The sequence below is a fragment of the Larkinella arboricola genome, assembly GCF_003259745.1.
GTDB classification, from domain to species: Bacteria; Bacteroidota; Bacteroidia; order Cytophagales; family Spirosomataceae; genus Larkinella; species Larkinella arboricola.
The window spans coordinates 837,179-852,665 of the sequence record NZ_QLMC01000002.1 but is presented as its reverse complement, the minus strand read 5'-3'; the positions used below and the strand labels follow the sequence as shown (position 1 = coordinate 852,665).

General features: G+C 52.2%; 17 protein-coding genes. 10 read left to right on the top strand and 7 right to left on the bottom strand.

Translation table 11 applies throughout. The annotated features are described in order from the left end of the window. The first annotated feature begins 17 nt into the window (after positions 1-17). The 6 genes from LX87_RS10635 (at position 18) to LX87_RS10610 (ending at position 5,737) form a co-directional block, all read left to right on the top strand. Positions 18-1,247, top strand: coding sequence for a sugar MFS transporter (locus LX87_RS10635; protein WP_111628176.1), 1,230 nt, complete (start codon positions 18-20; stop codon positions 1,245-1,247). Beyond that, positions 1,247-2,323 (top strand): mevalonate kinase family protein, encoded by a 1,077-nt coding sequence (locus tag LX87_RS10630; RefSeq protein ID WP_111628175.1) that lies wholly within the window; start codon positions 1,247-1,249, stop codon positions 2,321-2,323. The genes LX87_RS10635 and LX87_RS10630 overlap by 1 nt, the downstream gene beginning before the upstream one ends. A 152-nt stretch (positions 2,324-2,475) precedes the next feature. Next, a complete protein-coding gene (gene ispG, locus LX87_RS10625) occupies positions 2,476-4,497 on the top strand; it encodes a (E)-4-hydroxy-3-methylbut-2-enyl-diphosphate synthase (RefSeq protein ID WP_111628174.1) in 2,022 nt (673 codons plus the stop codon). An 87-nt stretch (positions 4,498-4,584) separates the two neighbouring features. After that, on the top strand, positions 4,585-4,773 hold the full coding sequence (locus tag LX87_RS10620; protein WP_111628173.1) for a DUF6728 family protein: 189 nt from the start codon (positions 4,585-4,587) through the stop codon (positions 4,771-4,773). Continuing rightward, positions 4,770-5,123: an MmcQ/YjbR family DNA-binding protein gene (locus LX87_RS10615; RefSeq protein ID WP_111628172.1), complete on the top strand. Its 354-nt coding sequence runs from the start codon at positions 4,770-4,772 to the stop codon at positions 5,121-5,123. Before LX87_RS10620 ends, LX87_RS10615 begins: the two co-directional genes overlap by 4 nt. Before the next feature lie 65 nt (positions 5,124-5,188). Further along, the gene (locus LX87_RS10610; protein WP_111628171.1) at positions 5,189-5,737 is read left to right on the top strand and encodes a tetratricopeptide repeat protein; all 549 of its coding nucleotides are present in this window, start codon (positions 5,189-5,191) and stop codon (positions 5,735-5,737) included. Between the two features lie 10 nt (positions 5,738-5,747). Here LX87_RS10610 and LX87_RS10605 read toward each other — a convergent pair whose 3' ends face one another. The 3 genes from LX87_RS10605 to LX87_RS10595 all read right to left on the bottom strand — a co-directional run bounded on the left by LX87_RS10605 (position 5,748) and on the right by LX87_RS10595 (position 8,311). Then, positions 5,748-6,941, bottom strand: a complete 1,194-nt coding sequence (locus tag LX87_RS10605) for a DUF255 domain-containing protein (RefSeq protein ID WP_111628170.1) — start codon at positions 6,939-6,941, stop codon at positions 5,748-5,750. Positions 6,942-7,059: 118 nt separating this feature from the next. Next, a complete protein-coding gene (gldC, locus tag LX87_RS10600) occupies positions 7,060-7,410 on the bottom strand; it encodes a gliding motility protein GldC (RefSeq protein WP_111628169.1) in 351 nt (116 codons plus the stop codon). Positions 7,411-7,549: 139 nt separating this feature from the next. Continuing rightward, positions 7,550-8,311, bottom strand: a complete 762-nt coding sequence (locus LX87_RS10595) for a DUF4197 domain-containing protein (RefSeq protein ID WP_111628168.1) — start codon at positions 8,309-8,311, stop codon at positions 7,550-7,552. 193 nt (positions 8,312-8,504) lie between these two features. On the opposite strand from LX87_RS10595, the gene LX87_RS10590 reads away from it, so the two are divergent. The 4 genes from LX87_RS10590 (at position 8,505) to LX87_RS10575 (ending at position 12,384) form a co-directional block, all read left to right on the top strand. Then, entirely contained in the window at positions 8,505-9,758 is a 1,254-nt protein-coding gene (locus LX87_RS10590) for a competence/damage-inducible protein A (RefSeq protein WP_111628167.1), read from the top strand. An 11-nt stretch (positions 9,759-9,769) separates the two neighbouring features. Then, complete coding sequence (locus LX87_RS10585; protein ID WP_111628166.1) at positions 9,770-11,110, top strand: dihydrolipoamide acetyltransferase family protein; 1,341 nt, start codon at positions 9,770-9,772, stop codon at positions 11,108-11,110. Between the two features lie 132 nt (positions 11,111-11,242). Continuing rightward, positions 11,243-11,860: a hypothetical protein gene (locus LX87_RS10580; RefSeq protein ID WP_111628165.1), complete on the top strand. Its 618-nt coding sequence runs from the start codon at positions 11,243-11,245 to the stop codon at positions 11,858-11,860. Beyond that, positions 11,857-12,384: a 5' nucleotidase, NT5C type gene (locus LX87_RS10575; protein ID WP_111628164.1), complete on the top strand. Its 528-nt coding sequence runs from the start codon at positions 11,857-11,859 to the stop codon at positions 12,382-12,384. Before LX87_RS10580 ends, LX87_RS10575 begins: the two co-directional genes overlap by 4 nt. An 80-nt stretch (positions 12,385-12,464) precedes the next feature. On the opposite strand, the gene LX87_RS10570 is transcribed toward LX87_RS10575, so the two are convergent. From LX87_RS10570 to LX87_RS10555, 4 genes are all read right to left on the bottom strand, one after another. Beyond that, the gene (locus LX87_RS10570) at positions 12,465-13,277 is read right to left on the bottom strand and encodes an acyl-CoA desaturase (RefSeq protein ID WP_111628163.1); all 813 of its coding nucleotides are present in this window, start codon (positions 13,275-13,277) and stop codon (positions 12,465-12,467) included. 127 nt (positions 13,278-13,404) lie between these two features. Next, positions 13,405-14,079, bottom strand: a complete 675-nt coding sequence (locus LX87_RS10565) for a DUF4159 domain-containing protein (RefSeq protein ID WP_111628162.1) — start codon at positions 14,077-14,079, stop codon at positions 13,405-13,407. Then, the gene (locus LX87_RS10560; protein WP_111628161.1) at positions 14,079-14,777 is read right to left on the bottom strand and encodes a 16S rRNA (uracil(1498)-N(3))-methyltransferase; all 699 of its coding nucleotides are present in this window, start codon (positions 14,775-14,777) and stop codon (positions 14,079-14,081) included. The genes LX87_RS10565 and LX87_RS10560 overlap by 1 nt, the downstream gene beginning before the upstream one ends. Before the next feature lie 64 nt (positions 14,778-14,841). Beyond that, entirely contained in the window at positions 14,842-15,414 is a 573-nt protein-coding gene (locus LX87_RS10555) for a hypothetical protein (RefSeq protein ID WP_111628160.1), read from the bottom strand. Positions 15,415-15,487 lie beyond the last annotated feature (73 nt).

Here is a 15,487-nt window from a genome sequence, read left to right as displayed (position 1 = left end):
TTTACAACCTCTTTACAATGACACCTACTGCAACCCAGAATTCTACCAAAAATTACCTCGGACCGCTGCTGATTGTCGGCATGTTATTCTTCATTTTCGGATTTGTTACCTGGGTAAACGGGGTTCTCATTGCCTTTTTTAAGCAGGCTTTCCAGCTCAGTACCGTCGGTTCGAACCTGGTTGCGTTTGCGTTCTTCATTTCTTATACGCTGATGGCCATTCCGTCGTCCTGGTTGCTGCGCAAAACCGGTTTTAAAAACGGGATGTCGGTGGGCCTGCTCATCATGGCGGTCGGAACGATGATCTTCATTCCGGCGGCCAAGGCAGTTTCCTACCCGCTGTTTCTGGTGGGTTTGTTTTTAATCGGTATCGGCCTGACGGTTTTGCAAACCGCATCCAACCCGTACGTGACCATTCTGGGCCCGCGTGAGAGTGCCGCTCAGCGGATCAGCTTCATGGGCGTTGCCAACAAAATGGCCGGTATCATCAGCCAGTTTATCTTCGGTGGTTTGCTGTTGACCGGCGCAAATACGCTTTCGGCCGCCGAAACCCTCGACAAAGTGGTGACCCCCTACATGATTCTGACGGGTATCCTGGTGGTGCTGGCCCTCCTGATCCGGTTTTCGACGCTGCCGGAAGTATCGGAGGAGCAGGATGATGATGCCACGGTAACAACCAAAGTAACGACAAACAGCATCTGGGAACACGCCAATCTGGTGCTGGGTGTCCTGGCCATCTTCTGCTACGTGGGGGTAGAAGTTATTTCGGGCGATACGATCATTAACTACGGTGTGGCGCTGGGCTTCTCAAACGACGAAGCGAAGTATTTTACGGCTTACACGCTTTACGGTATGTTAGCGGGTTATATCCTGTGTATCATCCTGATTCCGCGCTTTCTTTCCCAGCAAAAAGCCCTGATGCTGGGTACGGTTCTCGGTATCATTCTAACGGTGGGAGCCCTGCTCACGGACGGTTTTGCGTCGGTTCTCTGCATTGCTCTACTGGGCTTTGCCATCGCTCCTATCTGGGGGGCGCTCTGGCCGCTGTCGCTCAACCGACTGGGCCGTTTTACCAAATTAGGTTCGGCTTTGCTGATCATGGGGATTTCGGGTGGAGCCCTGATGCCCCTGCTGCACGGTTACCTGACCGATACCGTTAGCCCCAAAATGGCCTATGCTCTGATTTTGCCTCTTCTGGGTTACATCTTGTATTATGCCACCGTTGGTAGCAAAAAAACAAACTGGTAATGAGTCCAATCAGCGTTTCTACACCCGGCGGAATCTGTTTATTCGGCGAACACCTAGATTACCTGGGTTTACCGGTGATTGCGGCCGCTATCAACCGGCGCATCCGGATTACCGGCACCCAGCGAGCCGACAGCAAAGTCGTCATCAATCTGCCGGACATTAACGAGCGGGAAGAATTTGACCTGACGGGTTCGAGCCTGGCCTACACCAAACCGCGCGATTATTTCCGGAGTAGTTACAACGTGCTGGTCCGGCACGGCTACCGGTTTGCGAAAGGCGTCGAATGCGAAGTCCGCGGCAACATTCCCATTAATTCCGGAACCTCCAGTTCGTCGGCGCTGGTGGCGTCGTGGCTGCATTTCCTGATGCGCATGAGCGACCGTCCGCGGCTGCTCAGCCGGCAGGAAATCGGGCGGCTGGCCAACGAAGCCGAAACCGCCGAATTTGGCGAACCGGGCGGCATGATGGACCATTACTCCACGGCCATGGGTGACGTTATTTACCTGGAATCCGAACCGGAAATTGTCATTGAAGAACTACGCCCGAAACTGGGTGCGTTCGTGCTGGGCGATTCGCTGGAAGCTAAAGATACCCTGGACATTCTGGGACGGCTTCGTTCGGGCGTTACCGGCATTGTCGAGAAAGTTACAGCCGTAAACCCGGACTTTTCGCTGCAAACCGCCGATGTGCTGGAAATCGACGATTACCGGCCTTACTTATCCGGTGGTGAAAACACCCTGCTCGAAGGCACCATTTCCAACCGCGACATCCTGCGGGAAGCCCGGCAGGTGCTCGAATCGGCTGATCTGGATCACATCCGGCTGGGCGATCTGCTGAACCGTCACCACGCCAATCTGCGGGACGCCCAACGGATTTCAACCCCTAAAATTGACCGGATGCTGGAAGCCGCCCTGAATGCCGGAGCCCTGGGCGGCAAAATCAACGGTTCGGGCGGGGGCGGCTGCATGTTTGCCTACGCACCCGGTCATGCCGGAGCCGTTGCCGAAGCCATCGAACGTCAGGGCGGTCAGGCTTATATCATCCGGATCGACGAAGGCACCAAAGTTGAAGAATAAATAACACGCTGTTTTTCAGCACTTTTCAGTCTCCAGAACCCGCTTACCGAAATTGAACATTTTCGGCAAAAAGCGGGTTCTATCATTAGCGTTAGCGGGGATACCGCGTAGGTTTTGTACCTTTGCCTTTCTTCCGCACACGCTGTTTAGCTATGCTTGACTTCGCAACACCGTCTATCATCCCGTCTGCCGATCACCCGGCATCCTATTGCAATTCGCTGACCGATTACTCCCGTCGCACGACCATCACCGTTCCCATTGGTTCGGTTCCGCTGGGGTCTGATTATCCCATCCGGGTGCAGTCGATGACAACCATCGACACCATGGACACGCTGGGTTCGGTGGAACAGGCGATCCGCATGATCGAAGCCGGTTGTGAATACATCCGAATTACGGCGCCGAGCGTCAAGGAAGCCCAGAATCTGGAAAACATTCGCAAGGAATTGCGGGCACGGGGCTACGACACTCCGCTGGTAGCCGACATTCATTTTACGCCCAATGCCGCCGAACTGGCCGCCCGCATTGTCGAGAAAGTCCGGATTAATCCGGGCAACTACGCCGACCGCAAACGCTTCGAGGTGATTGACTATACGGACGCGTCCTATGCCGCTGAACTGGAGCGGATTCGGGATAAATTCCGGCCCCTCGTCCGAATCTGCAAGGAATACGGCACGGCCATGCGCATCGGTACCAACCACGGTTCGCTGTCCGACCGGATTTTGAGCCGGTACGGCGATACGCCCCTCGGCATGGTGGAATCGGCCCTGGAGTTTCTGCGCATTTGTGAAGACGAGAATTACTACAGCATCGTGCTGTCCATGAAATCCAGCAACCCGCAGGTAATGGTAGAAGCCTACCGCCTGCTGGTACACCGGCTGGATGCCGAAGGACTGAAACCATATCCGCTGCACCTGGGCGTAACCGAAGCCGGTGAAGCCGAGGATGGCCGGATTAAATCGGCAGTCGGCATCGGAACCCTGCTGGAAGACGGTCTGGGCGATACGGTTCGCGTGTCGCTGACGGAAGATCCGGAACTGGAAGCTCCCGTGGCCCAGGCCCTGATTGACCGGTACACCAAACGGGCGGGGCACGCTCCCATTCCAGCCATCCGGCACTATCCGATTGATCCTTTCCAATATACACGCCGGAAAACGCACGAAGTAGCCAATTTTGGTGGCATCAACGTGCCCCGTGTCATTGCCGATTATTCCGAAATACCGGTAACTGAGCACGAGCAGTTGCGGCCCATCGGGCATTTTTACCTGCCCGTTCCCGATAAATGGCGGATGAACGACCTGGGTGCCGATTACCTCTATACCGGCTCCCGTCCGGTGTCGTTCATGTTGCCGAACGGTTTAAAAGAAATTCTGGATTACAAAACCTGGCTCACAGCCGGTGATCGCGTCCATCAATTTCCGCTGCTCGATACCGCTACGTATCTGAATCTTCGGCAAACACCGGACGCCCTGCATCCGACGCTTAATTTTGTCGAAACCCGGTTAGGAGATTGGTCGGAGGAGCTGGCTCATGCCCTGGCTGCCGATCAGTCCGTGGTTCTGGTGGTTCGCACGGAAAACGCCCATGCAATGGCTGAACTCCGCCGGTTGTACGTAGATTTAATCAACAAAGATGTTACTTGTCCCGTGGTAACGCTGCGGGGCTTCGCTGACCGCCAGGGCGATACGTTGCAGTTGTATGCAGCCACGGATCTCGGCGGTTTGCTGGTCGATGGCTTAGGCGACGGCGTCTGGCTAGCCACCGACCAATTGCCCGATCTACCGATTGAGGAACGGCTGACGACAGCCAACCGGTACAATTCGATTGCGTTCGGTATTTTACAGGCCGCCCGCACCCGGATGTCGAAAACCGAGTACATCTCCTGCCCCTCCTGCGGACGCACGCTTTTTGATTTGCAGGAAACTACGGCCATGATCCGCAAACGGACTGATCACCTGAAAGGCATTAAAATCGGTATTATGGGCTGTATCGTGAACGGTCCGGGCGAAATGGCCGACGCCGATTATGGGTATGTGGGAATCGGAAAAGACAAAATTTCGTTATATAGAGGTCAGCAGGTGGTCAAAAAATCAGTTCACGCCGACCACGCCGTCAATGAATTGATCGAACTTATCAAAGAAGACGGTCGCTGGAATGAACCGGAAAATGAGGTATGAATGAAGAGTCAGGATGGATAAGCTGGCTCCGCACGGCTTATGACTCTTTTGAACTCTTACTTCTTCAGTCTTAACTTTTAACTCTTTATGTCTCGTATTGGAGATTATTTCAAACTGGGCGACGTGTTCCGGTATTTCTATCAGGTTTTTCAGAAACCCGATCCCAGCCGCCCCACAAATACAAACATCCGCATGATGCACGGAATTAACCGTATTTCGATCATCATGTTTCTGATTTGCGTTATTGTCATGATTGTCCGGGCGATTCTTCGATGAATATTGAAACCCTGCGGGACTATTGCCTGAGTAAACCCAGCGCGACGGAATCGATGCCTTTTGGTGACGAAACGCTGGTTTTTAAAGTGGGTGGAAAAATCTTTGCCCTGACTTCACTGGATGCCGAGCCGCTGACGGTTAACCTGAAATGCGATCCGGAGCTGGCGGTTGACCTGCGGGAACAATTCGACGCGGTGCGGCCCGGTTACCACATGAACAAAAAACACTGGAATACCGTCATCATCGACTCGTCGATCCGTGAAAGCGATCTAAAAAAATGGATTGATCACTCGTATGATCTGATTGTGAAAAGTTTGCCCAAAGCCGCCCGTCAGGAACTCGGAAAATAGGCAAACTATTGGAAAAACCGGTTTTTCCCGTTATTTTACGATAGCTTTTTGAAAGGCTTCAGACCATGGAAGTTGCGCTCATAGGATTCTGCTTTATCCTGTATCTGACCATCCGGTATTTTGTAATCGACCACGATACCCAGGCTGACAAAGACCGCCTTCGTTTTGCCCACGGTATTCGTCTCATTCACCTTCATCAGTACGATGAAGCCCTGGTTTATTTCGATAAAGCCGTCAAAACGTACCCCAAATCGGCCATTGCCTTTGCGTACCGTGCCAAGTGTCATCTCCGGAACCAGAACGCTCACTCCGCCCTGTTTGACCTAACCTGCGCCCTCAGCTTTGATAACACCATTGCCGACGCCTATCTGGACAAAGGCATTGCCCTGTTTGAGTTAAACCTGTACAGCGAAGCGTTTAAGGAATTCGATAAAGCCGTCTGGTACTTCCGGGGGCAGCAACCCGACGCCATCCGCTGGCGGGCCTTGTCGCGCATGAAGCTCGAACAATACAGTCAGGCGCAAAAAGACCTGATCCGCGCCATCGAGCTGGGCGACGAAAATTCGGCCTATCTGCTGAAGCAGCCGCCGTTCTCCAACGTGATTTACTCCTGATATTTTTCTATTACTTCATTCTCGCCAACTGGGCCGTATTCCGCTTCGTGTCCATTTTAGCGGTTTTTGCCAGCTCCAGCGATTTCTGGGCGGCTTTCAGGCCCTCTGCCGTTTTCCCCCCCCGACGGTATACTTCCGCCAGTTCGTAGTATAAATCGGCCTGCTCTGCGGGTGTTTTTGCCTGCGGAATGGCTTTATTGGCCCACCGCGCCACCGTCGGTGCATCGCTGGCGTCCGGGCTTTTCCGGTTAAACAACCGAATGACGTACAGGTACTCGGGCGTCGAAAACTGGCTCTGGGCAATGTGGTCGTCCATGCGGGAAGCGGCTTTGGCCGTTTGTCCCGTCCGGAAATAGGCGTTTACTTCCGGCAGCAGTGTGCGGTTGCTGGCCACCCGTCCGTCAATGCCGATTTGCTGAAGCTGGTTCCGGATGGTGATGATTTTGGTGGCTGGATACTGATTACCCCGGCCGCTGTACAGGGACGACATCAGAATGTTTTCCGCCACTTGCTTAACCTGCTCGGCACCGTGGGCTTTCACGAACGGGTCCAGGTGGCCGATCATGTATTGGAACAGGGGGTTGTCAACGTCCAGGATCAGGCGCTGCAAAACAAGCCAGTTGGTTGGGCTGTTGTAGGTGCTGGCGTTTTGCCGGGCGGCATACTCGTTCATCACCCGGATGTTGGTCACCGTGTCGCGCGTTACCCGGGCCAGCATGGCGTAGTCGATCAGGAAATTATCGGACCGCTCCCCGGCTTCGTACCGTTTTCGCATGGCCGACGAACGCATGTTCGGATTCAAAGCCGTCATTCCGTGCCGGATGACCTCATCCGCCGTATTATTGCTCATCGCCATGTGCATCATATTCCCCTGCCCGTCAAAGTAGAGAAACAACGGCAGCGACGGCACAAACAGGTGGTTCTTTTCCAGAAAGGCAACCGTTTCTTTGGAACCGATATCAACTTTGGTGTTGACGAAGCGGCTGTTGTAGTACTTCCCGACTCGCGCATCGGCAAACGTGGGGATAAAACTCTGGCAAACGTGACAGGTGGCCGAGTACACTTCGATAAACACAGGTTTCTTGGTCTTACGGGCCGCATCAAAAACCGTACTGAGCGCCCCCGACCGGAACTGAACCCCCTGCGCAGCCGCCGAACCAATCGTCAGCCAAACAATAATGACAAGCGAATGAAGAACTTTCATGGTAACAAGTTAGAATCATACACTGAGGGTGTATGTTATCGAGTAAACGGTTTGTGAGGTCATTCCTGCATCAACCGGCAACTCGATAGCATACACCCTACCCAAACAGCCAAAACGCTTACGATTGCTGCGCCTGTTCGCGGTACTCCTCTTCTACTTTTTTGCTCAGGGAACGACAAACGTTATCGATCTCATCGGCCATTTTCTGATCGCCCGTCGCGGTTACAATCGTATCGGCCAGACTGCCGAGCACTTCCACGCAAAAGCGCTTCATATCAGTAACGGGCATGTCTTTGGTCCACAGATTCAGCCGCAGCGTTCCCTGATTGTAATGATCCCACACCGACACCACCACGGCTTTGGCATCGCTCAGCCCCTCATTCGGATTGTCGGTGGCATTCCAGTAAATCTTTTCCGGAATATTCTGGTCGTCTAGTTCAACCGAAAAGTTGATGTCTGATTTTTTCATTGCTTTCTTCTCAATAAATAAAAACTCCGCTCATCCAACCGAAGCCGCAGACTAACGGTTCCGGTTTTTGCGGAGTTTTTCGACTTCAAAGGTAAACATTTGTCGGGTTGCAATCCTAAAGCCGCCCGTCAAATTCCGGTTACTGTTGACCAAACACTTTCTTCAGCAGGTCGTTTACGCGGGCGGCCGGGTTTTCCCGAATCCGGATTTCCTCCTGCTCAACCAGGGTAAAAATACCGTCGGTTGCCTTCGTAGCAGCATAATGAGTCAGGTCCGGGTCGATTTTTTTGGTCGCAATCGGCAGTTTATTGTAGGTACGAACCAGATCGCCGTAGTAGCGGGTTGCATTGTTTTTCTTCAGTGTGCTGTCGATGACCGGCGTAAAAGCCGCCAGAAGCTGATCGGAGGTGGTCCGTTTCAGATATTGCGTCGCGGCATTTTTCTCTCCGCGCAAAATTCCGACGGCATCCTGAATGGTCATCGACGTCAGGGCGTTCAGGAAGATCGGTTTGGCTTCTTTGGCCGCATCTTCCGCCGAACGATTGAGCGACAGGATAAACTGATCGACCTGCTTACCCAGTCCGACCTTGCGCAAAGCCGACTCCACTTTCTGCGCTTCGGGCGGCATCAGAATTTTGATGAGGGCATTTTTGTAATAACCGTCCTTGGCTGATGCCTGGTCGGACCCTTTACTGATCCCGATCCGCAGGGCTTCTTTTAGACCGCTGGCAATTTCGCTGTTGGTCAGTGAGCCACTGGTCGTGACCTCGCTCACTTTTTCCAGGATCTGTCCGAATACTGATTTCTTTCTGGGCTGTTCGGACTGACTTGAGTCGCTTTGGGCGCTGGCCACCCCCGCAAAGGCGGTCAGGAACAGGCCCAGAATTACCGTTTTTTTCATAGCAATTTCAGGTTAGTATTACTAGTGTAACGCTGGCCGACCGGCTACTGACAAAAGAAAAACCGTTTTTTTACGTACTTTTGGCGCCAAACACCGCATTCCGTTGTTGTTCTGTCAATCGGCCTTTTTTGATAAGACAGCAAATCTGGGCAAAAGTCAAAGGCTGAACCACAAAATTTTGTAATTCCTTTTCATGAAACCCATTCTGGCCGAAGTCATAACGATTGGTGACGAAATACTGTTTGGACAAATTACCGATACGAACACCCAATGGATCGGGGCCGAACTGACCAAGATCGGCATCCGAACGGTTCGCAAATCGTCGGTCGGCGACACGCGGGAAGCCATTCTGGCCGTGCTGGACGAAGCCACCCAACGCGCCGATCTGGTGATTCTGACCGGTGGGCTGGGTCCCACCAAAGACGACGTCACCAAAGTAACGCTCTGCGAATATTTCAACACCACACTCGAACGGAATCCCGAAGCCCTGGCATTTGTGACGAAGTTTTTTGAAAGCCGGGGCCGTCAGATCACTGAAATCAACGCCCGCCAGGCCGACCTGCCCCTCAACTGTACGTATGTAGCAAACGACTGGGGTACCGCGCCGGGGATGTGGTTTAACGAAAACGGGACGGTGTATGTATCGCTGCCGGGCGTACCGTTCGAAATGAAAAACCTGATGCAATACCGGATTATTCCGATGCTGCAAAAGCATTTTGAAACGCCGGTGATCGTGCATAAAATGATTCGGACGGTGGGCATTGGGGAGTCGTTTCTGGCCGAAACCATCGCCGACTGGGAAAATAACCTGCCTGCCCACATCAAACTGGCGTACCTCCCTCATTTTGGTCAGGTTCGTCTCCGGCTAACCGGCACCGGCACGGATTCCATTCACCTGAAAGAAGAAATTGATGCGCAGGTCCAGGCCGTTTTGCCCCTGATTCAGCCCTACGTATTCGGCTACGACGATGACGAACTGGAAACCGTTGTGGCCGGCTTGTTAGCCGAAAAAAACTGGATGCTGGCGACGGCCGAAAGCTGCACCGGCGGCTTTGTAGCCAGCCAGATCACGAAATATTCCGGCTCGTCATCTTACTTTGTTGGCGGGGTGGTCAGTTACAGCAATACCGTTAAGGTTAGTCAGTTGGGCGTTAAGCCCGAGACGCTGGCCCAGTTCGGTGCTGTCAGTGAACAAACCGTCCGGGAAATGGCCGAGGGCGTTCGCAAGGTGTTGGGCGCGAATGTTGGCATTGCCACCAGCGGCATTGCCGGACCCAATGGCGGAACGCCCGAAAAGCCGGTCGGCACGATCTGGATTGCCTGTTCTACGGAAAAGCAAACGGTAGCCCGCTTGCTGAAACTCGGTCCTTTTCGGGAGCAGAATATTCAGCAAACCAGTGTATATGTCTTCAATCTCCTGCGGCAAACGCTGCTGGACGAACTATAAATTACCCATCAATGGCACTCGTTGACATGGTTATGCCCAAAATGGGCGAAAGCATTATTGAATGTACGGTTATTTCCTGGCTCAAACAGCCCGGCGACCGCATCGAAGCCGACGATTCCATCCTGGAAGTGGCGACCGATAAAGTGGATACCGAAGTTCCGGCTTCGCACTCCGGCATTTTGAAGGAAGTGCTGGTGAAAGACGGTGATGTAGTTGCGATTGGCAGCCCGGTGGCCCGGATCGAAGTGGAGCAGGATGAAACCGTTTCGAAACCGCAACCAACGCCCCCGCAACCCGATGCGCCGGTTACCGGCCAAACGGAGGAACAGGATGTAGCCAGCGTTGCCGCCAAACTGGAATCGGATGTGGAACGGCTTTCGACGAGCAACCCGGCCATCCGCACCGATGCCGAAGCCACTCCCAACGCCAACAACGGTTTCCTCTCCCCCCTGGTCCAGAGTATTATCAAAGCAGAAGGCATTTCGGAAGCTGAACTGGCCACCATTACCGGGACCGGGGCCGAAAACCGCATCACCAAAAACGACATTCTGGCCTACGTTGAGAAGCGAAAAACCGAGCCAGTGGCCCCATCGATACCGCCCAAACCAGCGCCCCTGCCGGTTGCTCCTTCCGTTTCGGGACAGCAGGACATCATTCAGATGGACCGGATGCGGAAAATGATTGCCGATCGGATGGTCGAATCGAAGCGGATTTCGCCCCACGTTTCCTCGTTTGTGGAAACCGATATGACCGTGATTGTGCAGTGGCGGGAGCGCAACAAGAAATTGTTCCAGCAGCAATACGGCGAAAACATCACCTATACGCCGTTGCTGATCGAAGCCGTTGTCAAGGCTATTCGGGATTTTCCGCTCATCAACGTTTCGGTCGATGGCGACCGGATTCTGGTCAAAAAGAACATCAACGTGGGTATGGCCGTGGCCCTGCCAAGCGGGAATCTGATCGTGCCGGTCATTCACGACGCCGACCAGTATAACCTCGTCGGTCTGACCAAAAAAGTAAATGACCTGGGTCGACGCGCCCGCGAAAACAAACTGACCGCCGACGATCTGGCGAACGGCACCTACACGGTTTCCAACATCGGAATGTTTGGCAACATCATGGGAACGCCCATCATTGTTCAGCCCCAGGTAGCCATCATGGCATTCGGCACCATTGAGAAAAAACCGGCCGTCATCGAAACGCCCCAGGGCGATCTGATCGGCATCCGGCACAAAATGTTTATTTCCCACAGTTACGACCACCGGGTGGTGGATGGTTCGCTGGGCGGGCAGTTTGTCAAACGGGTTTCTGACTACCTGGAAAAGTTTGACCAGGAACGCAAGCTGGTTTAAAAACCGGCCCAGTGCGATTGAACAAGCCATTTGTTCACTTCATGGCAGAAAAAAAACAGCTCGTGGCGGGTCCGTTGAAACGGCTTCGTGAATGCACTAGCTTAGGGCTGTTTTTTTAACATATCAACTACTATGAACGTGAAGCAAAAGTTTGCCGGGCTTTTTTGTGCCTTCTTATCCGTTACCTCCGTTTTGGCGCAGAACCCCGCACGGGTCGAAAAAATTCAGGGCGTCGAGACCTACATCATGTGCGAACCGCTACAGGCGTACGAAACCGTGTTTGAAGTTGCGACGGGCGCCAAAGCGGCTTCGTTACTAACGGGCGGTGTTGTCAACGAAGGCGTATCCGACAAAGTTTCCCAGTTTGTCCGCCGGGCCACGAAAGATGCCAAGTCCAAGAACCAGGAGTTTGACGCGGTGGTGATTTCAGGCTCGAAAACCGCCATTGCCATTAAGTACAAAGACAACGCCAGCCGTGACAAAGGACTGGCGAAAGTGCGCAAAATCGACGGACTGGCGGTGTACGTGATGAACGAACCGGTGAAGGATTACAAAACCGTAGTTGATGCCTCGGGTGGAGTAAAGGCCAAGTCGTACTTTACCAGCGGTCTGGTCAATAACTCCATTGAGGAAGACATGGAGCAGTTTGTCCGTCGTGTGAAAAAAGAAGCCGAGGAAGCCAAAAAACCAATTGATGCCGTCGTATATTCAAGCGGAAAAAGAGCTATTGGCGTAAAATTTAACGAATGAAACCTCGCATTGCCATTGACATGGACGACGTGCTGGCGGACACCGTCGGCAAATTTATTGCAATCTATCGTCGCGATTTCGACACAAACGCCCTCCCCGACGTATTTCGGGAGAACTCCTTTCATGAGGTGCTGGAAAAAGACATTTCGCAGCGATTATCCGACTATGTGCATCAGCCGGGTTTCTTCGCTGACATTGAGGTGATGCCCGGCGCGCCGGAAATAACCCGGGAACTGTCCGAGAAATACGATCTCTACATCACCTCGGCGGCCATGGAGTTTCGCAATTCGCTGGCGGAAAAATACGACTGGCTGGATCGCCACTTTCCGCACATTCACTGGAAAAACCGGGTGTTCTGCGGAGACAAGAGCATCATCCGGGCCGATGTCATGATTGACGATATGCCGTATAATCTGGTTAGCTTTCAGGGAAAGGGGTTGTTGTTTGACGCTCCGCACAATCGCGATAACGAGATGTTCCAACGGGTATTCTCCTGGGAAGAGATTGCCAAGGTGTTGCTCTAACCCCGTCGTCGGAACGGCAACAATAAAAAAGCCCGCTAGTTTTGGCTAGCGGGCTTTTTATATGGTATTGAAAGCGTTTATTAAGCAGACATCTTCTCGTTGGTCTCTACCAGACGCTCGTGACCGGTTTCAAATTCGCCGGTGTTGACTTTAGCCGGACGCATTTTGATAATGCCCGTCCAGGCCAGAAACTTGATCACGGGATAGGTCGGGTCGACCTCCCACCATTTGGCACCGAAGTTGGCTGCATTCGGACGTTTGTGGTGGTTGTTCTGGAACAGCTCGCCCAGCATCAGCCAGTCGAAGAACAGCGAATTTTTCGACCGGTCGTGGTTATCGAAGTTGGCATAGCCGTATTTGTGACCGCTCCAGTTTACAATTGCGCCGTGGATGGGTCCCATCAGGAAGTGGACTGGCAGCAGGAAGAAAAACGCCCAGTGCATATCCAGATAAACGTATGCGAAAATATAGAACAGCGAGTAGGCGGTTCCCCAGCCGACGCGTGAAATCCAGGAATCCCCGATTTTCTCCAGCGTTTCCCAAACCGGGTAATTCCGGTCGAATTTGGCTTCAACGGGGCGCGTCCGGTTCAAAACGGCATTGTAAATATCTTTTGTTTTCCACATCATGGTAAATACGTTTTTCGTATGATGCGGGGAGTGCGGGTCTTTAGGCGTATCGCTGAACGCATGGTGCATACGGTGTAAAACCGCATAAGCCCGGGGGCTTAGATAGGAAGACCCTTGCGAAACGTAGGTCAGGAAATAAAAAAAGCGTTCCCAAACCTTGCTCATCGTGAACATCTTATGAGCCGAATACCGGTGCAGAAAGAAGGTCTGGCAGAAAAGTGACACGTACCAGTGAGCAACAAAGGCGACAAGAACTATTACCACAGGCGTAACATTGTTAAAAGTGAATGGCTAACAACCAACTACAGTGCAATTGATTTATACAAATCTACAACAATTAAGCCGATTGTTAACCGAATAAGACAAATTTTTATTTTTTTTATTTTTTTGCTTAATAAGCCGTTGTCGAGTACTGTAACAGGTTGGCACCCATGCGTAAAGCCTGTTGACGGGCTTCTTCCGGATCATTATAGACCGATTGGTCTTCCCACCCATTCCCTAAATCACACTCGTAACTGTAAAAACAAACCAGGCGGCCTTCCCAGATTAATCCAAATCCCTGCGGTGCCTTCCCTTCGTGTTCGTGCACCTTGGGCAAGCCGTTGGTGAAGTTAAATTTCTGGTGATAAACCGGATGGTTATATGGCAATTCAATAAACGTTAACTCCGGAAAAACCTTTTTCATCTCGCGCCGGATAAACTTATCCAGCCCGTAATTATCGTCGATGTGCAAAAATCCGCCCGACATTAAATACCGTCTCAGATTCTGGGCTTCGGCATCCGTAAACACCACGTTCCCGTGCCCGGTCATATGAACAAACGGATACGAAAATAATTCCGGGCTACCCACTTCCACAATATCTTCCTCCGGAAAAATGTTCATCCGCAGGTTGGTGTTGCAGAATTTGATCAGGTTCGGAATGGATGTTTTGTTGGCGTACCAGTCGCCCCCTCCATTGTATTTCAGTTTCGCAATTTTATAGGAGTACTGCGCCTGAACCGCCGTTGTCGTCAGCAATGTGAGAACAAAAATCGTTTGCAGAAGGTGCGTAAGCCGTCTCGTCATCATATTGTATTAATCAGGTGTATGGTATGACAGGCCGCCAGAGCCGCCGTTTCAGTACGCAGCCGCGTCGATCCCAGCGTCACCATGTTGAACCCGCTGGCAAGGGCCGATTCTATTTCCGGTTTGGCAAAGTCACCCTCCGGCCCGATCAGCACCAGCGTGGTTCCGCCCGGACGACCCGCCTTCCCCAACGGCGCAGCCGATGCGTCTTCCGGCAGATGAGCGATAAACCGCTGATCGGCCGGTTTTGTTAGCACGCTGGAAAAATCCAGCAGCGGATCAATCACCGGCATAAACAACTGCAACGACTGTTTCATGGCGGCCACGGCAATTTTTTCCAGTCGGTCGATCTTAAGCAAACGCCGTTCCGAATGTTTACTAACGAAAAAACTCAGGTGATCGATGCCCAGCTCCACGGTTTTTTCAACGAGCCATTCGATTCGGTCACTGTTTTTGGTGGGTGCTACGGCCAGATGAATCCGGTAAGGCCGGGGTGTTTGGACAAACGTTTCCTGAATTCGAAATGTACACCGGCGCGGATCGGCGGTTTCAATGACGCTTTTGTAACGCTTTCCCTTCCCGTCCGTGACATCAATGGCATCTCCCTTCGTCAGACGCAGGGTTTTGACGCAATGCCGGGATTCTTCCTCACTCAGGAATGATTCCTGTTCTGCATCAGGCTGATAAAACAAGTGCATAGATACTGACGAATGAGCCCAAACCGGCCCCTCAACTGGCTACCTTAAACTGCTAACGAAAAAATTAACTTTCTGATTCATCATCGCTCGAGAATGAATACATCGTCTCGTCCAGTTCCAGGGTGTTCGACGTGAATCTGGCAATAAAATCCTCAATGACTTCCTCGGTAATTTCTTCCACGTTCAGGCAAACGTCGAGGCTGATACCGAATTCAAAATCCGGGTCAATTTCGATGTGTTCCTGCACTTTTACGGCTTCCGTTTCTTCGATTTCCTCAATCAGTTCGGTCAGGAACAACTCAATTTCTTCTTCCAGCTCCGGGTCGATCCGGTAATCGGCTTTCCGTTCTTCCACCGGCACATAGCTTGGAAAAGACTTCTTTACTTTGTCCATTGCCATTTCATACACCAGACTGCTGTGGTGCAGCCGAAGCGTGTAGATAATGGCATCATAGATTACTTCAGACTCCCGGTAGTTTCCTACGAATTGGACGTGAACACATTCACCCGAATTGAGCACGTCAGAATCATCATCTTCGTCCTCTACATAAATGAATGTGCTTCCTTCCTGCGTATATTGTTCCTTGAGACTTCGGATCACCGCCGGATCAAATCCTTCGTTTTTATACGTCCCCATTTAAATAATAATTAACTATGGCAATTTAGTTTCTTCGCTAAAATTTCACCGGCCTGGCGCTTCCGGGCCGCTC